Consider the following 23,476-nt stretch of genomic DNA (forward strand, 5'->3'; position numbering starts at 1 on the left):
CTAGGGGACTTTTTTATGCACAATTATTTGTTCCTGAAATTTGAAGTTTTAAAGTGAGTGTAATCCAGTTGAAATCTTTGTTTTATTGATTATAGCGATTTTTGTTTCTTTCGTTTTACATAGTGTATATTATTCAGTATTATTCTTTTCACAAATGCCTTCATCCTAAGTTTATTAACTTTTTTTAATTTTAATATAAAATATTACGTTTATTACTTTAATATTACATAAAAATCGTTTTAAATATCTAATTTATTCGTATAAAAAGCAGAAATTCACGAAATGTGAACCTCTGCCTTTTATACTTTTTATAGATTATTGTATTTTGATACTACATTATCGACTGTAAAGCCAAATTCTTTCAAGACCAAATCTCCAGGAGCAGAAGCCCCAAAGTGATCAATCGTTACAGTCGTACCAGTTGTCCCAACATAACGCTCCCACCCAAAAGGTGATGCAGCTTCGATTGCAACTCGTTTAGTTATATCTTTAGGTAATACAGCTTCTTTATATTCCGCTGTTTGTTTTTCAAACAAATCAAAACTTGGCATTGAAACAACCGAGACATCTTTCCCTTGTTCAGCTAATGCCTTTTGAGCTTCAATTGCTAAATTCACTTCTGAACCAGTTGCAATTAAAATCCCTTCAGGTTTCTCACCATTTTGTTTAGAAATAACATAAGCACCTTTTTGAACAAATTCTCCTGCATGTTCTTTTGTGCCTTCAATAACCGGTAAGTTTTGACGACTTAGAACTAAGACAGTCGGTGCATCTTTTGTTGTCATCGCAATTTTCCATGCTGCAATAGTTTCATTACCATCTGCTGGACGAATTACTTGTACACCAGGCATGCAACGAATACTTGCCAATTGTTCAACGGGTTCATGTGTTGGTCCATCTTCGCCCACCGCCACAGAATCATGTGTTAATACATATGTCACAGGAGTGTTTTGGATTGCAGCTAAACGTACTGCTGGACGTAGATAATCTGTAAATACAAAGAATGTTCCACCGTAAACGCGACTTCCACCATGTAATTGGATTCCGTTCATTGCTGCTGCCATAGCAAACTCACGAACGCCAAACCAAATATTGCGGCCTTCGTATTGACCAGGCTCAAAATCTTTTTCTGCTGTAACCATCGTATTGTTCGACGCAGACAAATCAGCTGATCCGCCCCAGAAACCTGGTACAGTTTTAGAGATTGCTTGAATCGTTTCTTTACTTGTAACACGACTAGCTGCACTTGAACCTATTTCATAGGTTGGTAATTCACTATCCCAATTTTCAGGAAGTTCATCGGCAAAAGCCTGTTTAAATTGTTTCGCTAACTCAGGATGATCTTTTGAATAATTTGCAAACATCTTATTCCATTGATTTTCTGCTTTCTCGCCTTCTTCTATCATCGTTTCTTTAAAGCGGGCAGCAACTTCTTCTGGAACAGTAAAGTCTGGGTATTCCCAACCATAAACAGCTTTAGCTGCAGTAATACCATCTGCTCCGATTGGCGCTCCATGTACAGATGATGTACCTTCTTTTGGAGCACCGTAGCCAATAACTGTTTTTACTTCAATCAATGTTGGCTTATCTGATTCAGCTTTTGCAGCTTCTATTGCTTTAGAAATTTCTTCTAGATCATTGCCGTCTTTGACTAAAATATGTTGCCAACCGTATGCTTCATAACGAGCACCAACATTTTCAGTGAACGCTTTTGACGTTGGACCATCTAAAGAGATATCATTTGAATCGTATAACACGATCAGTTTACCTAATTTCATGTGTCCGGCCATAGAACTTGCTTCTTGAGAAACACCTTCCATCAAATCACCATCTCCGCATAAGGCATACGTATAATGATCGATTACAGGAAAACTATCACGATTATATGTTGCAGCAGTATGTGCCTCAGCCATCGCCATCCCAACAGCCATCGCTATTCCTTGACCTAAAGGACCCGTTGTTGCTTCAACACCATCTGTGTGATGAACTTCTGGATGTCCAGGTGTCTTACTACCCCATTGACGGAAACTTTTCAGATCATCAATTGTAACACCATAGCCCGCTAAGTGAAGTAAGCTATAAAGCATTGCAGATCCGTGACCGGCAGAAAGGATAAAACGGTCTCTATCTACCCAATTTCTTGAAGTTTTTGGGTTTACTTTTAAGTGTTTTGTCCAAAGTGCATAGGCCATAGGTGCTGCACCCATTGGTAATCCTGGATGTCCCGAATTAGCTTTTTGTACTGCTTCAATGCTTAATGTACGAATCGTGTTAACGCCTAACTGATCAGTGTTGTCGAACAAAAAAATCATCTCCTATTTAGGTTTTTTTTACCTTTATTAACTACATTTTATCGCATTTAGTTTATGAAAGCAATTACTTTTAGTAAAAAAAAACTAAAAATCACTTTCTATTGTGCAATCCTTTTGCTTTTTGGATCTCTTTCAATTTCTCTGGTGTTACATCATTTCCTTTAGGATCAACGACTTTCATACCTTCAATATGATGCCGCATCCCACCTCGAAAAGCTGCCAAATATTCTTGACGAAGTACTTTTTGCTCTTCTTTTTCTTTCTCAGTCAATTCATTTTCTTTCGCTTTTTTTGCTAGTTCATTAATACGGTTCATTTTTTCTGACGATAACATCTATTTTGCCTCCTCGTTTTTAACATTTAATAGGCGTATTCAATCTTTTTTTGAAAGGCTAGTTTTGAAGTTAGACAAGTTTACTTTCCAAGTCTATCTTATAAGATGGGCACAAAAAATACAACTATATTCTTATTAAAATTAGAAACGATTCCGTTTATTTACTGAAATTTTCATTTACTGCCTTATCACTTTTGGAGTATCCTTCCTACAATTATACTTTTTCAAAAAAACACGAACGCTTGTTTGATTCCTATATAAAACTATGGTACACTAAAAATATAAATCGAAAGAAGGTGCGGGTTGTGGTGAAACGTACAGACACAAGACAAATCGAAGTATTAAAATATATATATGAACAAGTTGAACTAAAAGGCTATCCGCCGACTGTAAGAGAAATCGGAAAAGCAGTTGATCTTTCCTCAACCTCGACTGTTCATGGACATTTAGCACGTTTAGAAAAAAAAGGACTCATTTTACGTGATCCTACAAAACCAAGAGCAATTGAATTGACTGCAGACGGACTTGAAAGAATCGGTGTGAGACCGACAGTGATTCCAATGCTGGGTGTTGTTACAGCTGGTGAGCCGATCTTAGCTGTCGAAGAAGCTTCTGACTTTTTTCCTCTTCCACCTGATTTAATGGCAGAAGAAAATGCTTTGTTCATGCTGACTATCAGAGGTGAAAGTATGATCAATGCTGGTATTTTAGATGGCGACCAAGTTATTGTTCGCAAACAAACTGCTGCTTCAAATGGTGATATCGTTATTGCGATGACAGATGAAGATGAAGCAACTTGTAAACGATTCTTCAAAGAGACAGATCATGTTCGCTTACAACCAGAAAATGATGCATTGGAACCAATTATTTTGAATAATGTAAGCATTCTAGGAAAAGTTGTTGGTTTGTATCGCAATCATATTTAAATAGTAAAAAAACATACTAACTCTTAGTATGTTTTTTTACTATTTATTTCTTTAAATCAAAAAACGTTTTAACCTACCATGACTTTGCGCTGATATGTTTCAAATTGATAGCCGTAACTATTTGCTTCGTCTTGTTCGCCTGCACTCAAATTGATCAAGGTCCAGTCATCCCAATTAACCGAAGGGAATAGTGTATCGCCATCAAATGAATGATGAATAACTGTACGGTATAATACATCACAATACGGTAAAAAATCTTCATACACTGCTGATCCTCCCGCAATGAATGTAATTCCTGAAAAAGTTTTAGCATAATCAAGAACTTCATCCACAGTATGAAATACAATGACTCCTTTTGCTTGATAGCTTTTGTCTCTAGTTAGAACAATCGTTTGACGATTTGGTAACGGCCGAGCGCCCATCCCCTCAAAAGTTTTTCTTCCCATAACAATGGTGTTGTCTTCAGTCATTTGTTTAAAAAATTTTAAATCATTTGGCAAATGCCAAGGTAATCGATTCTCTTTACCGATTGTCCCTTGCTCATCTTGTGCCCATATGGCTGCTAACATTGGAGAACTCCTTTCGAATTAAACGGCAATTGGTGCCTTGATTGTAGGGTGAGGATCATATCCTTCGATTACAATATCCTCCATCTCAAAATCAAATACTGATTTCTTATCTTGATTCAATTTTAAAGTTGGGAAAGAACGAATTTCTCTAGCAAGTTGCTTATTCATTTGATCGATGTGATTCGTATACAAATGAGCATCTCCTAAAGTATGAACAAAATCACCCACTTCTAAACCAGTTTCATGAGCAATCAAATGCGTCAACAATGCGTAACTAGCAATATTAAATGGGACACCAAGAAAAACATCTCCACTGCGCTGATACAATTGACAACTTAATTTTCCATCGTTGACATAGAATTGAAACATCGTATGACAAGGTGGTAAGGCCATCGATGGGACATCCTCAGGATTCCAAGCTGATACAATCAAGCGTCTGGAGTCTGGTGTTTTTTTGATTATTTCAATAACATTTTTTAATTGATCGATGAATCCACCATCTTTTGTTTCCCAATGACGCCATTGAGCACCATAAATATTCCCTAATTCACCATACTTAGACGCAAAATTATCATCTAATAAAATAGCATCACAGAATTTTGTGTGTTCTTTTTCATAAGTTTCTTTGAAAGCTTCATCCGTCAGTACTCGACGACCAAAGTCAGTCATATCCGGACCTGTGTAATCTTCACTTTTGATGTAACGTTCAAAAGCCCATTCATCCCAGATATGATTGTTGTGTTGCAAGAGGAAACGGATGTTCGTATCCCCATTTAAAAACCATAAAAGTTCGCTTTTAATTAAGCCGAATGGTACCCGTTTTGTTGTTAAAAGAGGAAAACCTTTTGACAAATCGAAACGCATTTGATGACCAAAAATACTTTTTGTACCTGTACCTGTACGATCTTCTTTAAAGTGACCCTCCTTCAAAATTTTACGGCCTAACGATAAATATGCTTCTTCCATAGTTTCTGCCCCCTAATTTTCTGCAAATTCACTTAAATATTCCCAGCGTTCCATTTTTGATTCAAGTTCTTCTTCTGCGTTCGACAACTCTGTTTGAAGTTGTTGCAGTTTTGTAAAATCATCCCCTTGATGATTCATCTCTTCAGTCAGATGTGCTGTACGATCTTCAAGTTGTGCTATATCACTTTCGATTGTTTCCCATTCTTTTTGTTCCATGTAAGTCAATTTTGTTTTTTCTTTTTTCTCAATTTCTTTCATTGGTTTTGTTTCAGTCTTGATTGTCTTTTTCGATTGTTCTTTATTCGTCATCAAGTACTTACTCATCGAACCGAAGTACGTTGTAATTTGACGTTCACCCTGAAAAACAAGTAGTTTTTCCATCGTTTTATCAAGAAAATAGCGGTCATGTGAAACTGCGATAACTGCACCCTTGAATGTTTGGATATAATCTTCCAAAATCGTTAATGTATCAATATCCAAATCATTTGTTGGTTCGTCCAATAATAACACATTTGGCTGGCCAATCAAGAGTTTTAATAAATACAAACGACGTTTTTCACCACCAGAAAGCTTACCAATCACAGTTCCATGCATAAAGCGGGGAAATAGAAATCGTTCCAATAATTCAGCAACGCCAATAGTTGTTCCATCTGTCCGCTTCACTTGTTCTGCCGCTTCTTGTAAATAAGAAATCATCCGTTGGTTTGGATCCATTGCTTCATTTTGTTGGGTATAGTAAGCCAAGTTGACTGTTTCACCGATTGAGTACATACCACTCTCTAATTCTAAGCGACCAGCAAGAATATTCAATAATGTTGATTTTCCTGCACCATTTTTCCCAGTAATTCCAATACGATCTTTTGCTTGAATAAGTATATCAAAATCTTTTAAAATCGTCTTATGTTCAATTTGATAGTAACCATCTTTGATTTCTATAACTTTCTTTCCTAATCGTTGCGTTGCAACATCGATTTCCAATTGACCTTTTTGGTTGACTTGATGAAGATTTTCTTTCAGATCATGGAAGCGATCTTGTCGCGCTTGCTGTTTGGTTCCTCGTGCTTTCACACCAGCACGCATCCATTCTAATTCTTGCTTATAAAGCTGCTTTCTTTTTTCTTCTTGTTCGACACCGACGCGTTCACGCTCAGCTTTCGCAATAATGTACGCTTCATAATTTCCTTTATATTCATATAACTTCCCAAAAGATAGCTCAAAAATTCGGTTTGTTACTCGGTCTAGAAAATAACGATCATGCGTCACCATTAAAATAGCACCGCGATATCCATTCAAAAAGCTTTCCAGCCAACTGATTGCTTCATAGTCTAGATGATTGGTAGGTTCATCTAATAGCAATAAATCTGGTGATTCGATCAATACTTGGGCTAAGCTAACGCGTTTCTTTTGCCCCCCTGATAGTTCACCGATCCTTTTATGCAACGTTTCAATACCTAATTTTTGTAAAATGATTTTGGCATCCGTATCCGCTGTCCAAGCATCTTCTTTATTCATTCGTTCTTCCGCTTGGGTATATTGCTTTTGAGCTGCTTCACTAAGTCCGTCATCTGCTAATGCAAGCAACGCTAATTCATAATTTTTGACCGCTTGAATAATCGGAGTGTCTCCCTGAAAAACGGCTTCTACAACAGTTAGTTCCGGATCGAATTCCTGGTCTTGTGAAAGATAGCCTATTTGGTAATCGTTGGCTTGTTGGATTGCTCCGATATCTCCATCTCCGCTATCTTTACCAGCAAGGATATTTAATAAACTAGTCTTACCAGTTCCATTTGTACCAATCAATCCAATTCGATCTTTATCGTGAATATGGAAAGAAATGTGATCAAATAATGTCTTCTCTCCATATGTTTTAGTCAATTCGTTTACTTTTAATTCATTCATATGCTCACGCCCTTTTCATCCTGCTTATTGTAACAAAAAAAAGCAAAAAAAAGAAGCTAGTTTTCTTCGTCTGCTTCTTTTTTTAATTCTCTTGTTAACTTTCTAAACGGAACAGCTCCTGAAATGTCATTAATTGAATAAGATTCTAATAGATTCACATTTTTCCGATACTCATTAGCCTCATAAGAAGAAATTATTTCAGATAGTTCATATTCATCGATGACTCTGCGTTCCTCTTGGTAACCAATCAGAAGCTCTTTAACGTAATTCGATTGAGAACGAACAATAAATGAGTCAATAAAGGTACCATCTTCTAATCTATGAGCAAATTGTAGTCGTCCTTCTATGAAAAATTGAATGATTTCGTCATCATAAACCCCTTTTAGATTATCTAAACTCTTCAAAACAACTTCCGTATTTTGTAAAAAGACTTGTCGAACATTTTCTAGTTCTTCTTTTTGAAATTCTCTTCGATTCTCATCTTCTTTTTTTGCAAATAAGTGTTTAGGATGGACGAAGAATGCAATGATTTGGCGCGCAAAAAGCAACCAAAAACCAATTATCGATAATAGTTGTCTAGCAATCGATCGTTCCATTCTAGAAATCAAGCGTTCATAAAGTCGATACCCTTCAATACCAATTTCTTTTTGGCGAAAGCTTTCTTCTAGACCATCGCGCTCGATAGAAACAATCAATGCTCTTAACTCTTGTACCTCTTGCCGTTGATCTGACGGCAATTGTTCTGTGTACAGTTCCTTAACACGATCTTGATAATTTTCGATTACAACATTCATTTCAACATGAGGATTATTATGATTTATTTTTTTAAGACGTTCAATAACTTCCTGCAGCAAGGTGATACCTTGTAAATTGTTGCTCTCTACCTCGTCAGATTCTGTTAAGAACGGTAAAAGGACAATACCACCGACCAAAGTAACCAAAATTACACAAGCCGTAATAAACAAGAGCAACGAACGTTCAGGAAAATCTTGACCATTTAGAGTTAACGGTAAAATAAAAATAGTTGCTAAACTTACGGTCCCTTTTACTCCACCAAAAGTCAAAATCAACATTTCATTCATCGACTGCCAAATATTTTTTAACCCGTTTTTTACACTATATATTAATACAATAGAGAAAAAGCGCGCAACAAATAATGTAACACTTAAAATCAATACAACAATCATCAGAAAACTGTTAGAATAGGTTTCACTATTCCAGATTGGTGAGAATACCTGTGATAACTCAATTCCCAAGAAAAGGAATACTAGAGCGTTCAACATAAACGTGATCGTTCCCCATGTACTTTCTGAAACACTTGAAAGTTCTGCTTCAAACAATGACACTTTTTTAAAACTAGCCGCTTGCATAACTCCTGCTACAACAGCAGCAATAATTCCGGAAACATGAAATAATTCAGCAACCATATACGCTAAAAAAGGCAACAGTAATTCTAACAATAGATAGCCCGTAACATCTCTTGCAGATGCTTTTTCTAAAACCATAACGATCTGACGTTTGATCATCACTAAAACAGCCCCTACGATAGCGCCTCCGATACTAGAAAAAATCAATGTAATCCCCGCATCCATCGCTGAAAAACTGCCTGTCAATAATGCAGCCAGTGCAAATTGAAACGCCGTAACACCGGACGCATCGTTGATTAGACCTTCACCTTCTAAAATATGCATCGCTTTAGGCGGAATTTGAATTTTCCCAGATAAAGAACCTACAGCCACTGCATCTGTAGGTCCAAGTGCTGCGCCTAAAGCAAAACAAGCTGCAATCGGCAAAGCAGGAATAACCATGTGTAACGCCCATCCTACACTGACTAGTGTGATCAAAACACCAATAAATGCTAAAAATAATATTACACTAAAGTTTTTCATCGTTGCAGAAATATCATTTCGTTCTCCTTCTCGGAACAACAACGGTGCAATAATCATTACTAAAAATATCTCTGGTTCAAATACTATTTCACGACCGACATCCGTCAATCCAATTAAAACCCCTACAATTATTTGCACAATCGGTAATGGAATAATTGGTACGATTCGATTGAAGACATTTGAAAATGTTATCGCAAAAGCAAATACAATAATTAAATAAACAAACTCCATCTCGTATCCCCCTTACTAATCAATGATTGAGTTGTTTTCCTAAATACCGTAGTAATTTTTCTTTTTTACACATAATTTTTTTCTCTACTAAAGATAACTCTTTTTCCTTGTCACATAATTCTAATTGTGCGCGACGCGCTTCTAAGCGAAGTAATTCAGACTTGATTAATTCAATTTTTTTATAATTTAAAAAGTTTCTCTTTTTTATATGGTGTTCCCACTCCGCTTTTTTTTCAGGTGGTAACTCCTTGTATTTTTCGCGTAATTCAGCAATTCGTTGCTCTATTTCTTTATTCACAACAATACTTCCTTTCAGAATTTCTCTGCACATTATAGCAAACTGTTAAAGAAATACCTACTAAAATTTACTATTATTTTAAAAAAACTTTTTGAGAAAAATTTCTAACGCTTACATTTCAATAAAAGGGGAATAATGATCATTCTACTTATTCACCTTCGTCTACTAGAATGCTGATTTCAGTATCTTCATTCAATCGCTCAGAAAAAAAGGCCAGTAAATCTTCTAATTGGATAGAAAATTTCATCATTGGACCTCGTCGTCCATTTTTAAAATAGTTTAAACAAATTTCTTTTTTTTTGATCAATAGAGCTATCTTGTCTACGTCCTGATACAAAATACCATTCTTATCGAAGGGACCTAGAATAAGCCGATCATCTGACAATCCTTTTGTGTCTAATAAGAAACTCAAGACAAGCAACACTGATAAAAAACCACGAATGCGTTGATCAAAAGTTTGTTCCGTTACTAAAGTAAGAAGTAGAATAAGCAGGCTAAAACCAATCACTAACATATAAATAAGTTTTCTTTTGACACTTTTGATCAGGATGGTTTTTCTTACTAAAATAAGATAAACATACATGATCACAACAAAGGCTGATAACAGCACAGTAAAATAATTTATCACCAAAATAGGCTCCTTTTATAACTTAACAATCGTTACTCTTTTTTATTTAGTTCTGTCAATTTTTGATTGATTTTTTTTATTTTATCCTTACAGGCTAATATATCTCGAATCATCTGATCTCTCTTATCGCCAAGCGGTAACCGATTAACTACTTGGTAATATGCAGCGAGTAGTTGAACTTGTTTCATTTTATCTTTTTGTAGACGTTCTTCAATTAGATTCATCCACTCGCCCTCCTTTTTTCTTTAAAGATATCTTACCTTTAAAGGAAAATGACTATTGAATCGTTATTCTTTATCGATACTTGACTAAAAATGTATGATTTATTTATTATTATTGTAACATACTATATTTTTAAATTGAACTAACCAAACGTGTTTCCCAATAAAATAATAACAAATAGTTTAAGTAATAATATCCACCTTTAGGATGAAAAAATAAAGATGAAACAGAAGCCGATAAACGCTTTGTTTCATCTTATTCTTTATTGCGCTGAGATACAAATTCCGATTGCTTTCTCACCTAAATGGGTTCCAATAACTGGACCAAAATGACCGATTTCAATAATTGCTTCAGGATATTGCTTTTGAAGTTTTTCTTTCTCCTCTTCAGCAACTGCTAAGTTATTTGCATGGATTACATATAACTTCACTGGTCGATTGATTTCTTTATCACGTTGGCCAATAATATTTTCAGCACGGGCAAAAGCTTTTTTGGTCGTGCGAATCTTTTCAAATAAAATAATCTTACCATCTTCAAATGTCAAAATCGGCTTAATTTTCAATAATCCAGCAATCAGAGCCGCACCATTGGTTAAGCGTCCGCCACGTACAAGGTTATTCAGATCATCCACGATTAAATATGCATAGGTATTATCTCTGATGATATCTAATTTCGCAAATATCTCTTCTAAGCTAGCATTTTCCTTCACTAAATCTAAAGCAGCCTCTACCATATGTCCCATGGGTACACTTGTGATCTTAGAATCATACGGGTAAAGTGTCACACCCTCAATTGAATCGGTTAATGAAAATAATGTATTAACAAATCCTGAGATACCTGCCGAAAGATGAATACTGATAATCGTATCAAATCCTTTGGTTGCAATTCCTTTGTATAGTTCGATCACTTCACCTAAGGCAGGCTGAGAAGTTGTCGGAAACTCACTACTATTATTCAACAAGCTGTAATATTCGTCAGCCTCAATGTCGATTCCTTCGTTATATATTTTACCATCTAAAATTACAGGGATGGGAATAACAAACAGATTGGATGCGTCTTTGATCCGATCAGGTAAATAAGCTGTACTATCTGTCACAATAGCAATTTTCATTTTGTAACCTCGTTTCACTAAATTTACACGGTATTATAAATATAGCATAAATCAGTTCATAATTAAATAAAATACTTATTGGTCTAGAAAACTTTGTACGGCTGCTTTATTTGTGTCTAAATCGATTTGAAGAACACTACCCGCATAACCAATGTCTACATTACTCCATGATCCCTCAACTGGGATGGTTAAGCGCTCAATCCCGCTGCCACCTTTTAACAGTAATGATGGGCCATTTTTTAGCATAAATGTCGTAGGAACATCTGTTGACATATACCCAACTAAACGACCTAAAGATTCTGGTGTACGAATCAATGCTAGAGGATTTTTTAATTGTCCCATCACGGCTGTCATAACTTGTTGCTGACGGCGCACGCGACCGAAATCCCCTTCCTCATCTTTTCTAAAGCGAGAATACTGTAAAAGTGTATGTCCATCCATTTTTTGACTTCCCTTGAAGATGTCAACACCGTCTAAATTTAGGTCTTTCTCAGCATCGATTTTAACTCCATTTGGAAACATCGAGTCAATAATTTTTTCAAAGGATTGAAAATCTACTTTAGCATAATAGCGACACTGAATATTAAAATTTTCCGCTAAAGTTTGACGTACCAAATCCGCTCCACCTAACGCATAAGCTGCATTGATCTTATTCTCATCATAGCCTGGAATATCAACAAAAGTATCTCGCATAAATGAAATCAATTTAGGTTTTTTTGAAGGTCCGTCCAATTGCAGTACCATAATAGTATCCGCGCGTCCAGAATCTTCTCCTCTTGTATCACTCCCTAAGATCAGAATATTATTTGCACCGTTCGCACTTTTTACTCCGTTAAACGTCTCAATTGCTTCTTTTGGTAACGAAGTATCATTTTCAGCATATGATTTTCCTTTGAAAAAGAATCCAACTGCTAAAACAATCAGCAATACTAAGAATACAGCGATTCTTTTAGGCCAGCTAAAACGTCTCTTTCGTCTCGGTTTTTTCGTTTTTTTTTCTTTTTTTGATACATTTTTTGCATTTCCAGTCGTTTCCGTTTGCTCTGCATACGGGTTTGAATCATTACTGGTTTCTGATTTCTGATAATAGTTACTTTCAAGTTCTTCTGTGTATTTTTTTTCTTTTCTTGGATTAAAACCATTTTTTTCTTCTACTGGTTTTGACTTATCATGTATATGTTTATAGCGATCTACACGGCTCATCATTTCCACCTCACTTCGATTAACAACATTTATAAGCATACCTTATTTTGCCATAAATTCCTATTAGATAGACAAAATTTAACAAAAAATAAAAAGACCTTTTCAGATCTTTATACTCCGTTGATTGGATGTATCGCGTAATTTCCGAATATTTTTACCGTTCCACCCAGTAAACGTATTTCTTCTAAAGCATTATCTAATAATTGTTGTGGTTTTTGGACATTAATATCAATCAAAAAGAAATATTCTCCTAACGTTGTTTTCAATGGCCGTGACTCAATCTTACTCAAATCAATTTCTCTCCAACTGAAGGCAGATAATGCTTTATCCAATGCGCCAGGCATATTATTGGGCATGGTGAGCGCAATCGTTAATTTATAATCACTTGACTTAATTGGTACGTCGACTTTCTCTGATCCAATCACCCAAAAACGTGTCTCATTGATTGCAACATCTTGAATGTCTTGCCCAACAATTTCAAGATCATATTTCTCAGCAGATAGTCTAGGTGCAATAGCAGCAATTTTTTGTTCAGGATGAAGTGCGACAAAGTTAGCTGCATACGCAGTCGAAGGTGTCGCTTCAAGATCCGCCATTGGAAAATAAGCATGAATGAACTCTTGCGATTGTGCTAAAGCCTGAGGATGAGACAAAATTTTTGTAGTCTCCTGCCAAGATCCTTTGTTTTCTTTTGAGACCATCAATTGCTGGAAGATTGGTAAAACAATCTCCGCGCCCACAGGGATTGTTGTTTGATGAAACAGATAGTCTACGGTCGTGTTGACAGATCCTTCGATTGTATTTTCAATCGGTACAACACCCAAATCAACTTCACCAAACTCAACACCTTTAATACAAGCTGGAATCGAATGATAAGATATCAATTCGTCGGCAGGAAAAGCAGTTTTTGTTGCAGTATGTGTAAAAGAAGCTTCTGGACCTAAAAATCCGACTTTCATTAGCTCACCTACTTATATATTCTCTAAAATTTCATGAACGATTTCTTCTGGTGTTCGTTCATCTGTATCAACGACTATGCTAGCACTTTCTTCATAAAGAGGGATTCTTGGCTCAAAAACTTGTTTGATTTCTTCTGGAGATTTTGATACAACTAGAGGTCTAACCGTTGTATGATCGTGTTTCAAGCGCGAAATAAACACTTCTGGTTTTGTTTGTAAATAAACAACAGGTGCCATTTGTTTTAAAAGTTCCCGATTCTCCGGTCTCATGACGATACCGCCACCTGTTGAGACCACTTGATTATGATCTAAATAACGTTTTAAGACATTCGTTTCTCTTTCTCTAAAAGCAGCTTCGCCATGTAAATCAAAATATTCTTGAATCGTCATACCGATTTCTTCCACGATTTTATCATCAAAATCAATATGTTCCATTCCAGTTTTTTCTGAAAGAAGTTTCCCGACGGTCGTTTTACCAGCGCCCATAAAACCAATTAAAATAATCCCCTTCATCTTTGTTCCTCCATTTATTAATATAAGTTGTTTAAATCTTCAAAAAATCTTGGATAAGAAACAGAAATTGCCTCAGCTTTTTCTAATTCTACTGTTCCATCTTTTACCAAAAGAGCTGCAATTTGCAACATCATGCCAATGCGATGATCACCGTAACTAGTGACCTTTGCAGCATATAGCGGCGTTTTACCATGAATGATCAGTCCGTCATCAGTGGGTTCAATATTTGCTCCCATTTTAGTTAATTCAGTTGCAACTGCATCGATCCGATTAGTTTCTTTTACTTTCAATTCTTCAGCATCACGAATGATTGTCGTCCCTTCAGCTTGAGTGGCTAATAATGCAATGATTGGCAATTCATCAATCAAACGAGGAATAATTTCTCCGCTGATTTCGACGCCTTTTAAATTACTAGTTTCAACTGTTAACGTTCCGGCTTTATTCGCTTCGCTTCCTGTTTCTTGAATCGTTAATATCCCACCCATTTGCTGAATAACATTAATGATGCCGGTGCGTGTAGGATTCAACCCAACATTGTTCAGTGTAATTTGGCTATCTGGGACAATTAAACCCGCTGTAAGGAAAAAGGCTGCAGAAGAAATGTCTCCTGGCACAATGACTTCTTGTCCTACAAGTTTTTGTGGACCAGTGATACTGATTTCTTTTTCTGATACAGAAATTTCTCCACCAAATTGACGAATCATATCTTCCGTATGATCCCGCGTTTTCTCTTTTTCTACAATAACTGATTTTCCTTGTGCTTGTAAAGCAGCAAACAGAATCGCTGATTTCACTTGTGCACTCGCAACAGGCATTTGATACTGAATCGGTTGTAAATTTTTTGTACCTTTAACCGTTATAGGAGGAAACTCTGTCCCGTCATGCCCCGTGCACTCAGCTCCCATTTGATTGATAGGTAACATAACTCGATTCATTGGTCTTTTAGCAATTGAGTGGTCACCAAATAATTCTGTGCTAAAGGAAGTTCCTGCTAAAATCCCCATGATTAATCGAATCGTTGTCCCAGAATTCCCGACATCGATTGCTTGTTTCGCTTGTTTTAACCCAGAAAAACCAGTTCCATAAACCGTTATGACTTGACCATCATCTTCTATTTCAACTCCTAAATCTTGAAATGCTTTCAGGGTACTTAAACAATCATCTCCTCGTAAGAAGTTTTTAATTGTTGTAGTTCCGTGTGCGATTGCACCAAACATTATACTTCTATGAGAGATCGATTTATCACTAGGAATATCGATCATTCCGTTTAAACTAGTTTTATTGATTACTAAATCCAAAATATCCCTCCTCAATGTAAAATAGTGTAACTAGATACAGCAACACGCAATTTCGATATTTACTTTTCATAACACTTGTAAGCTGTCTCTTTTTCAATAATTTCTTTCGCCTTTTCTGAATCTTCTTCTCGTTTAAAACTTAATTGTAAAATCCCATAGATATCTTCACGCGTTTCAAGAATTTTCAAATTAATAAGGGACAATTGCGCTTTGCCAAGTAATGCTGTTATCTCGGCAATTACACCTGGGACATCAGGCACATCCACAAATAAATCATGGAATGCAGGAATCGCACCCTCTTTATGAACGGGCATTTGATTTCTTGTTTCCTTTGCTTCGTAGAAAAATTGAAAAATCGCTTCTTTGTTTCCGTTTTGTATCCAAGTCGAAACTTGTTTCATTTCAGCTTGCCATGAATGCATTAGTGCCAACAATGCTTCTTTATTACTCATTAAAATATCTGTCCACATTTGCGGATCAGAAGATGCAATACGTGTGATATCTCGAAATCCACCTGCAGCTAATTGTTTAGAGCGTGGATGTTCTTCGTTAAAAACTTTACTTTGGTTAACTAAACCAGCAGCAATAATATGTGGCAAGTGACTAAGCATTCCTGTAATTTGATCGTGCTCTTGGGCTGTAAGTACTACAAATTTCGCTCGTGTTCCTTGCAACAATTTTTGCAATTCGTTGTCATTTTTTTCAACCTTCTGAGAGGTTAAAATATAATAGGCATTCTCAAATAAATTTTCATCCGCCGCTGTCACACCAGATTTATGTGAGCCCGCCATTGGATGTCCACCGATAAACGTTTTTAATCCAGCTTTTTTTGCCGCATGCATAATTTCTACTTTCGTACTACCGACATCTGTAATAATGACCTCTTGTTTTAAAGGCAGAGTACCTAATAAGTCTAGTTGACTCAGCATACTTTTTACTGGAGTACACAGAAAAATGAAATCAGCTAATATAGCAGCTTCTTCTATGGAATTACCTCTTTCATCGATGATTTTTCTTTTTAAAGCAAATTCTTCTGAAGTTTCTTGACAATCTATTCCGATAATTGTGACTGATGGGTGTTCTTTTTTGATACACAATGCTAATGAGCTACCAATCAGTCCTAGACCGACAATCAAAACCTTTTTATTCATTCCGTGTCACTCTCCATTTTTATTTTTTATTAAAACGTTTGAGTATAACGGCGATACGATTCAACTTCTTCTTTCATTTGTTCAAAAGCATCACTGCCAAATTTTTCTAGCATTGCTTGGGCAACTTCTGTTGCGACAACAGCTTCACAAACGACACTTGCAGCTGGAACCGCAGTACTATCTGAGCGTTCCACACTTGCTTTATAAGGTTCTTTTGTATCAATATTGACACTTTGTAACGGTTTATACAATGTTGGAATAGGCTTCATAACGCCTCTAACAACAATCGGCATTCCATTTGTCATACCGCCTTCAAATCCACCTAGATTGTTCGATGTTCTGGTATAACCTGTTGTTTGATCCCAAACGATTTCATCCATTACCTGGCTACCAGGTTTGAATCCCATTTCAAATCCAATTCCGAATTCAACCCCTTTAAAGGCATTAATACTTGTAACAGCTTGAGCGATTTTGGCATCAAGTTTGCGATCCCATTGAACATAACTGCCCAATCCAATTGGCACTCCGCCCACAACTACCTCAACAACTCCGCCGATCGTGTCACCATTCTTCTTAGTTTTGTCGATTAAATCACGAATATCTTGTTCGACTAACGGGTCAAGAACTCGGACATCTGAATTTTCAGAGCGTTCTTGGATCTCTTTGACTGTTAGGTTATCTGGGATTTCAGCTTTGATCCCGCCTAATATCGCAACATGACCTGCTACTTCTACATCTAGTTCTTTTAATAGTTTTTTAGCAACAGCGCCAATTGCAACTCGCATCGTTGTTTCACGAGCTGATGAACGTTCTAATACATTTCTAAGATCATCGTGTTGGTATTTGATTCCGCCGACAAGATCTGCATGACCTGGTCGTGGCTTATTTACCCGTCTGATTTTTTTCTCTTTTTCCGAAACTTCTTCAATTGACATGACCGAAGTCCAATTTTTCCAATCTTTATTTTCAACAACAAGAGTTAACGGGGAGCCTAGTGTTTTGCCGTGACGAATGCCTGAAGTGATTCTTACTTGATCTTTTTCAATCAGCATTCTTCCGCCGCGACCATATCCGCCCTGTCTTCTAGCTAACTCGAGATTGATATCTTCCGGTGATAATGGCATCCCTGCTGGTAACCCTTCTATAATGGCTGTTAATTCTGGTCCATGTGATTCTCCCGCTGTAATAAAACGCATATGATTTCCTCCTAATTTAAATAACCCTTCATTTCTTCAATTGAAATTCGAACGATTTTTGCTTCACCGATCGAATCCAATAAAATAAGATTAATTTTCCCGCCTCGTGCCTTCTTATCATGAGTTAATGCCGCATATAGTTGCTCTTGATCCCATTGATTTGATCTAATCGGTAAATGAAATTTTTGAATCATTTTAGTCAATTTTTCTGTTGTTCCTTTTGGCGTTAGTTTCTTACTTTCGGCAACTCTTGTGACCTGACTCATCCCAATTGCGACTCCCTCGCCATGAGTTAAATTGCCGTATCCTGCAGTGTTTTCTAATGCATGACCGATTGTATGACCAAAGTTAAGAAGTAAGCGAACTCCGTTATCCAACTCATCTTCTTCTACAACTTTGCGTTTGATTTTACAGCAGGCAGCTATAATTTCTGTTGCATGAGCTTTTAAATCATTCTCATCCGTCAGTGCATCTAATTTTTGCCATAAGTCCTGGTCTGCGATAGCAGCAGATTTAATAATTTCGGCGATTCCTTCTTGAATCCTTCTTACCTCCAATGTATCCAAAGTATCTGGATCAATCAAGACACCATCAGGCTGAGCAAATGTGCCTACTAGATTTTTAGCTTTTTTCGTATTTACAGCTGTTTTTCCACCAATACTACTATCAACTTGAGCCAACAAAGTTGTTGGAACTTGTAAAAAATGAAGACCTCTCATATAAGTTGATGCAACAAATCCAGCTAAATCGCCAACAACTCCGCCACCTAACGCTATGATTCCATCGCTTCTAGTCATGCCTTCATCTGCTAAAACATCATAAACTTCAACCGCTACAGACAAACTTTTACTTTGTTCTCCTGCTTTGATTACAAAGGTTGCTGTCTCAAAGCCTGCTTCTTTTAAACTTTTTTGAACTTGCTCACCATATAAAGGTTGAACATTTGTATCTGTTATGATCACGATTTTCTGCGGCAACCATAACTCTTTTACCCAAGAACCGATACTTTTCAACAATCCTTTTTCAATAGTCAGATCATACGAGTGATTAGGTAAAGTGACCGTGAGTTTCATTTGTTTCAACTCCTATTTTTTAGTGAAGAGAAAAAATACTCTCCGTTCATTTTTAATCTAATTCATTAATTTCTTTCATTGCTTTTTCCATGATATGGACTTCTCTCATCATGCGCAAGTAAGTCTTTTCGTTTAATGATTGAGGTCCGTCAGACCATGCGTTGATTGGATCTGGATGAATTTCCACAATAAGTCCGTCTGCGCCGGCAGCGACACCAGCACGAGCCATTGAAGGAACAAGATCCCAAATTCCGACACCATGACTTGGGTCAACGATGATTGGAAAATGACTTAATTTTTTAATTAATGGAACAGCACTTAGATCGAGTGTATTACGTGTCGCTGTTTCGTATGTGCGAATACCACGTTCAATAAATAGCACATTAAAATTCCCTTGGGCAGCGATGTATTCAGCCGCATTTAGCCACTCATCAATTGTACCAGATATTCCACGTTTCAAGCCAATTGGTTTCCCTGTTTTTCCAACAGCTTGTAATAATTTAAAGTTTTGCATATTTCTGGCACCAATTTGCAAAATGTCACTGTATTCCGCAATCATAGCAATATGCGCTTCATCCATTACTTCAGTGATGACTTTCATGTCAAATTCGTCCGCTGCTTGGCGAATGTATTTTAAGCCTTCTTCTTCTAATCCTTGGAAAGCGTAAGGGGATGTTCTTGGTTTAAAAGCACCACCGCGTAAAATCGTTGCTCCGCCTGCTTTAGCAATTCTTGCACACTCTCGAATTTGGTCTAAACTTTCGATTGAACATGGCCCAGCCATCATTGTCATGCTACCATCACCGATTTTGACACCATCAACATTAACAATTGTATTTTCTGGATGAAACTCACGACTTGTTAATTTGTAAGTTAAAGATATTCTAACTGCATTTTCAACACCATCGTAACTGTTGAATGCCACATCCTGCATTTTTCGAGTATCTCCAATCAAGCCAATGATTGTTTGTTCTTTTCCTTCACTTAGATGAACTTCTAAACCTTCTTTTTTTACTCGTTCTATCACTGAATTGATTTGTGCTTTCGTTGCTTCTGACTTCATAATTACGATCATTGGTGTTCTCTCCTTCAGTAGATTCTGATTTAGTTGTTTTCAATAATTGGTTTTACAACTTCTATAGGCATTTCTTGACCAGTCCATTTTTCAAACGCTGCAGCACCTTGATAGAGTAACATGCCTAACCCATTATTTGTTTTAGCTCCACGTAACCGTGCTTGTTTTAGAAATTCTGTTTCTCTAGGTGTATAGATAACATCACAAACCGCAAGATCGGGACGAATGATTGAAAAATCTTGAATCGGTGTTTGTTTTTCTAATGGTTTCATGCCGACGCCTGTTGCATTTAGTAATAGGGCACTCTCTGCTACATCTTTTGCCAAACTATTTTCATCAGATAATTCATGTAATGTTATGATGCAATTTGTATTTTCTGAAATGTACGCTAGTTTTTCTTTGATTTTTTCGTAGAACTCATCTTTTCGGTTGTACACAGTAATTTCTTTTACTCCATCTAAAGCTGCTTGCACAATAATTGCTGTAGCTGCCCCACCTGCTCCAATGATTGTCATTTTTTTATCGATAATGTCAACCTCGATATCTTTCAAGCTTCTCATAAATCCTGTTCCATCAGTGTTATGACCTGTTAATTTACCTTGGTCGTTGGTGATGGTGTTAACGGCACCAATCAAGCGCGCCGCTTCACTTAGTTCATCCATATAGTCAACGGCTAAAATTTTATTCGGCATTGATAAGTTGGCACCCATCATTTCCAAATTTTTGATTGAATCGATCGCTCGTTCTAATCCATCTGTTCCTATTTCGAATGCAAGGTATACGGCATCGATTCCTAACGCTTGAAACGCTGTATTATGAATCATTGGTGAAACACTGTGACGAATTGGTGTCGCGAATAATGCGGTCAAGCGCGTATGGCCAGTAATCGTATTTTCCATCTTATTTCCTCCTTGAAAATCATTTTTTTAAACAAAAAAGGTATTCACGTAAATTTTCAGAAAAAAATCTACAGTGAACACCTCACAAAAAATAGGTAATATAAAAGCCACTATAGATTTTCTCATCTACGCGGCTGAAAGTCATCTCAAAATCCCCTAGCCATCATAGATACAAACTTGCTAGTCTGCATCCACAATGTTATGAATACAAACTCATCTAAAATAGCTAAAGTAATAATTATTCAGTTGTGATTGATTATGCTTCATGTCTACCATATGAATCACTCCGTAACTGATTTATTTAAGAATTGTTATCAGTATATACCTACGTATACTGTGTGTCAACCTCTTTTATTCCTTAATGTCTAATTTTTTTCTGTCTTTTTAAATAAAAACCTTTCATTAGATCTTTTAATCACACTTTATTTTTTTGCTTTTATTTTCTTTTATAAGATGTTTAATCGCTAAAATTGGATGATACAGTGTCATTCTTGGTCCAGAATATCTCATTACTTCTTTCATCTGCTCTTTGTATTCTGGACGATAACAATGAACGGGACACTGCTTACACGTTGGTTTTTCTTCACCGAAACGGCAAACATCCAAGCGAAGTTGTGAATAAGACAGCAACTTTTCTTTGTCTATCTTCGGTGTTTTATGTTTGCTGTAATAGATGTCAATCATTGCACGAATGGTCTTTTTTTCTTCTTGTATTTTTGGTCCATTATTCTTTTTTACCATTTTTCAGCTCACTATTCACTCATCTATTTTTAAAATGATTTTTCCTTTATTTTGATTATGCCTCATATACTGGTGTGCTTTTTCTACTTCTTCCAATGAAAAAATTTTATCTACAACTGGTTTTAAATAATGTTTATCAAAAAGCTTTTTTGTTTTTATTGAAAATTCTTTGGTCAACTCTGCTTTATAGGCATCACTTCTTGGCGTTAGTAATGTCCCTTTGATGGTTATTCGTTTTTCTAATAACTCCATTAAATTAATTTCTTCTACAATTGCGCCACCTAAAATACCAATGAGAATCACCCGACCATCGTAAGCTATGCTAGAAAGATTTTTTTCCCAGTAAGATGCACCAATAAAATCTAAGATCACGTTCACACCCTGACCTTTAGTTTCTTCCAGAATTCTCTTACTGAACGATTCTTCATGATAATTTATTAGAACATCTGCCCCCAAGGAGTGGCATAATTCTAGTTTATCAGACGTGCTTGCTGTGACAAAGATTTTAGCAGTCGTTAATTGTTTTACTAACTGAATAGCCGCGGTTCCTACGCCACTAGCACCAGCATGAATCAAAATAGACTCATTAGGACCTAATTCACCAAGCCAAAATAACGTTTGATAAGCCGTTAAAAAGACTTCTGGGATCGCCGCCCCCTCTTCATATGTTAACTGATCGGATAAAAGCATTGCATTCCCACTATTCATTACAGCGTACTCCGCATATCCACCCCCGTTTACAAGTCCCATCACGCGACTGCCACAAGGAAATAAATCTGAGTCGCTTTCGATTACTTTTCCTGAAACTTCAACCCCTAGAATCGGATTGCCTTTTGGAAGTGTTCCTGTTTCTATCGCTACTAAATCCGTACGGTTGATTGCGGCTGCTTCGACTTTTATTAATAGCTGGTGGCTTTTTCTTTTAGGTATCAACGCATCTTTCTTTAATTCCAAAACGGGTTGACTATCCTTATACGTTAACTCAATGGCCTTCATTTTTTCACCTCACAAATTTTGACGAAAAAACCGTAGAATCTCCCAAAAAGAAATCTACGGTCCCATTTATTTAGTTATTAAAGTTCTTCACCATATACATCATCAACCGTTTGTGTTGGATCGATCACGATGTACAAGCTTTTTGTTTTTTCGCTGACTTTTGTAGATTGGTAAATGTTATCTAAACCTTCGTCAGTTTTGTCTTTGTATGGGAAGTAAACTAAATCTGGTGTTCCCGTTTTATATAAGATTTCCATACGTTCGATATCTTCATATTTTAGAGCACGTGCAAACATTCCTAATTCTAGCCCACCAAGGTTGATATCATGGGTTTGAACATGATCTCCTTCTTGGAAGATTTCGATTTTAAAGCCTTCGCACGGATGAATTTCCATAAATTCGCTTCCGTGGATACGGCCAAAGCTAGTTGTGATGTGTTTGATCCATAGATCTCCGATAAAACGACGACCAATCGTCCAAGTTTCACCATTTCTAAAATAAAATTTTAATCCTGTCATTTCTCTACTCATAATATAAGTCTCCTTATCTAAAATAATTTCTACAAAGTTAAGTTTAGCATAACTTTAAGGTTAGGTCACACCATTCGCACTATCACTTAGGAAGAGCTAATTTATCCAAAAAAACATCTGTTAAGATAACAGCCCTCTGATGGATACCTGTTGCGATGATTTGCTCATTGTCAATAGCCTCGAAAGAAAAATTGATTTTCGTTTTTTCTTGAGACTCGACTTTCACTTTAACCATTATTTCCGCGCCAACTTTAGATGGTCTTAAATGTCTAGCTTCGATTAGAGTACCAACACTTGTTTCTTCTGAAGCTAATTCTTTATGCAAGTATTCTTTTGCAGTATTTTCTACCATTGCAAGTACTGCAGGTGTACCTAATACCTCTAAATCACCAGACCCGATTTCTTTTGCGGTATCCTTGGAACCAACAACAAACTTTTTTGAGAACTCTTCCATGGC

The 23,476-nt window shown here is 36.5% G+C and carries 24 protein-coding genes; 1 reads left to right on the forward strand and 23 read right to left on the reverse strand.

The genetic code is table 11. The features are described 5' to 3' along the window. Positions 1-308: 308 nt before the first annotated feature. The gene (gene tkt, locus IGJ34_RS07995; RefSeq protein WP_206837532.1) at positions 309-2,303 is read right to left on the reverse strand and encodes a transketolase; all 1,995 of its coding nucleotides are present in this window, start codon (positions 2,301-2,303) and stop codon (positions 309-311) included. Positions 2,304-2,403: 100 nt separating this feature from the next. Continuing rightward, complete coding sequence (locus IGJ34_RS08000; protein ID WP_069654912.1) at positions 2,404-2,646, reverse strand: DUF896 family protein; 243 nt, start codon at positions 2,644-2,646, stop codon at positions 2,404-2,406. 296 nt (positions 2,647-2,942) lie between these two features. Here IGJ34_RS08000 and lexA point away from each other — a divergent pair, with 296 nt between their 5' ends. Next, on the forward strand, positions 2,943-3,572 hold the full coding sequence (lexA, locus tag IGJ34_RS08005) for a transcriptional repressor LexA (protein ID WP_141706568.1): 630 nt from the start codon (positions 2,943-2,945) through the stop codon (positions 3,570-3,572). A gap of 68 nt (positions 3,573-3,640) precedes the next feature. Here the strand turns inward: lexA and IGJ34_RS08010 are convergent, their stop codons facing one another. From IGJ34_RS08010 to IGJ34_RS08110, 21 genes are all read right to left on the reverse strand, one after another. Then, complete coding sequence (locus IGJ34_RS08010) at positions 3,641-4,141, reverse strand: dihydrofolate reductase (protein WP_069654910.1); 501 nt, start codon at positions 4,139-4,141, stop codon at positions 3,641-3,643. Positions 4,142-4,159: 18 nt separating this feature from the next. Further along, positions 4,160-5,107 (reverse strand): thymidylate synthase, encoded by a 948-nt coding sequence (locus tag IGJ34_RS08015; RefSeq protein WP_430597187.1) that lies wholly within the window; start codon positions 5,105-5,107, stop codon positions 4,160-4,162. Positions 5,108-5,119: 12 nt separating this feature from the next. Beyond that, positions 5,120-7,006, reverse strand: a complete 1,887-nt coding sequence (locus tag IGJ34_RS08020; RefSeq protein WP_430597188.1) for an ABC-F family ATP-binding cassette domain-containing protein — start codon at positions 7,004-7,006, stop codon at positions 5,120-5,122. A gap of 56 nt (positions 7,007-7,062) precedes the next feature. After that, the gene (locus IGJ34_RS08025) at positions 7,063-9,126 is read right to left on the reverse strand and encodes a cation:proton antiporter (protein ID WP_111247869.1); all 2,064 of its coding nucleotides are present in this window, start codon (positions 9,124-9,126) and stop codon (positions 7,063-7,065) included. A gap of 19 nt (positions 9,127-9,145) precedes the next feature. Beyond that, positions 9,146-9,424 (reverse strand): hypothetical protein, encoded by a 279-nt coding sequence (locus IGJ34_RS08030; protein ID WP_083241820.1) that lies wholly within the window; start codon positions 9,422-9,424, stop codon positions 9,146-9,148. 148 nt (positions 9,425-9,572) lie between these two features. Next, positions 9,573-10,052 carry a hypothetical protein gene (locus tag IGJ34_RS08035; protein ID WP_430597189.1) on the reverse strand — a complete coding sequence of 160 codons (480 nt, stop codon included), beginning with the start codon at positions 10,050-10,052 and terminating at the stop codon, positions 9,573-9,575. A gap of 32 nt (positions 10,053-10,084) precedes the next feature. After that, complete coding sequence (locus IGJ34_RS08040; protein WP_069654904.1) at positions 10,085-10,276, reverse strand: hypothetical protein; 192 nt, start codon at positions 10,274-10,276, stop codon at positions 10,085-10,087. A gap of 260 nt (positions 10,277-10,536) precedes the next feature. Continuing rightward, positions 10,537-11,385, reverse strand: a complete 849-nt coding sequence (locus IGJ34_RS08045; protein WP_430597190.1) for a DegV family protein — start codon at positions 11,383-11,385, stop codon at positions 10,537-10,539. Between the two features lie 75 nt (positions 11,386-11,460). Further along, positions 11,461-12,588: an LCP family protein gene (locus IGJ34_RS08050; protein ID WP_430597191.1), complete on the reverse strand. Its 1,128-nt coding sequence runs from the start codon at positions 12,586-12,588 to the stop codon at positions 11,461-11,463. Between the two features lie 110 nt (positions 12,589-12,698). Continuing rightward, complete coding sequence (gene pheA / locus IGJ34_RS08055; RefSeq protein WP_430597192.1) at positions 12,699-13,547, reverse strand: prephenate dehydratase; 849 nt, start codon at positions 13,545-13,547, stop codon at positions 12,699-12,701. Positions 13,548-13,559: 12 nt separating this feature from the next. Next, a complete protein-coding gene (locus tag IGJ34_RS08060; protein ID WP_430597193.1) occupies positions 13,560-14,060 on the reverse strand; it encodes a shikimate kinase in 501 nt (166 codons plus the stop codon). A 17-nt stretch (positions 14,061-14,077) separates the two neighbouring features. Then, complete coding sequence (gene aroA, locus IGJ34_RS08065) at positions 14,078-15,358, reverse strand: 3-phosphoshikimate 1-carboxyvinyltransferase (protein ID WP_430597194.1); 1,281 nt, start codon at positions 15,356-15,358, stop codon at positions 14,078-14,080. A 59-nt stretch (positions 15,359-15,417) separates the two neighbouring features. Beyond that, a complete protein-coding gene (locus IGJ34_RS08070) occupies positions 15,418-16,509 on the reverse strand; it encodes a prephenate dehydrogenase (RefSeq protein ID WP_430597195.1) in 1,092 nt (363 codons plus the stop codon). A 29-nt stretch (positions 16,510-16,538) separates the two neighbouring features. Further along, a complete protein-coding gene (gene aroC, locus IGJ34_RS08075; RefSeq protein WP_206836477.1) occupies positions 16,539-17,705 on the reverse strand; it encodes a chorismate synthase in 1,167 nt (388 codons plus the stop codon). A gap of 11 nt (positions 17,706-17,716) precedes the next feature. Beyond that, a complete protein-coding gene (gene aroB, locus IGJ34_RS08080; RefSeq protein WP_430597196.1) occupies positions 17,717-18,778 on the reverse strand; it encodes a 3-dehydroquinate synthase in 1,062 nt (353 codons plus the stop codon). Between the two features lie 52 nt (positions 18,779-18,830). After that, positions 18,831-19,853, reverse strand: a complete 1,023-nt coding sequence (gene aroF, locus IGJ34_RS08085; RefSeq protein WP_111247878.1) for a 3-deoxy-7-phosphoheptulonate synthase — start codon at positions 19,851-19,853, stop codon at positions 18,831-18,833. 29 nt (positions 19,854-19,882) lie between these two features. Continuing rightward, positions 19,883-20,752, reverse strand: coding sequence for a shikimate dehydrogenase (gene aroE / locus IGJ34_RS08090; RefSeq protein ID WP_206850067.1), 870 nt, complete (start codon positions 20,750-20,752; stop codon positions 19,883-19,885). Between the two features lie 411 nt (positions 20,753-21,163). Beyond that, on the reverse strand, positions 21,164-21,493 hold the full coding sequence (locus IGJ34_RS08095) for a nitrous oxide-stimulated promoter family protein (RefSeq protein ID WP_430597197.1): 330 nt from the start codon (positions 21,491-21,493) through the stop codon (positions 21,164-21,166). Between the two features lie 15 nt (positions 21,494-21,508). Next, a complete protein-coding gene (locus IGJ34_RS08100) occupies positions 21,509-22,489 on the reverse strand; it encodes an NAD(P)H-quinone oxidoreductase (RefSeq protein ID WP_206836463.1) in 981 nt (326 codons plus the stop codon). Positions 22,490-22,566: 77 nt separating this feature from the next. After that, positions 22,567-23,019, reverse strand: coding sequence for a hypothetical protein (locus IGJ34_RS08105; protein ID WP_069654891.1), 453 nt, complete (start codon positions 23,017-23,019; stop codon positions 22,567-22,569). A gap of 82 nt (positions 23,020-23,101) precedes the next feature. Further along, a complete protein-coding gene (locus IGJ34_RS08110; protein ID WP_206836460.1) occupies positions 23,102-23,473 on the reverse strand; it encodes a thioesterase family protein in 372 nt (123 codons plus the stop codon). Between the last annotated feature and the right edge of the window lie 3 nt (positions 23,474-23,476).

Origin of the sequence: Enterococcus sp. AZ177, assembly GCF_050544585.1 — a bacterium.
GTDB classification, from domain to species: Bacteria; Bacillota; Bacilli; order Lactobacillales; family Enterococcaceae; genus Enterococcus_L; species Enterococcus_L plantarum.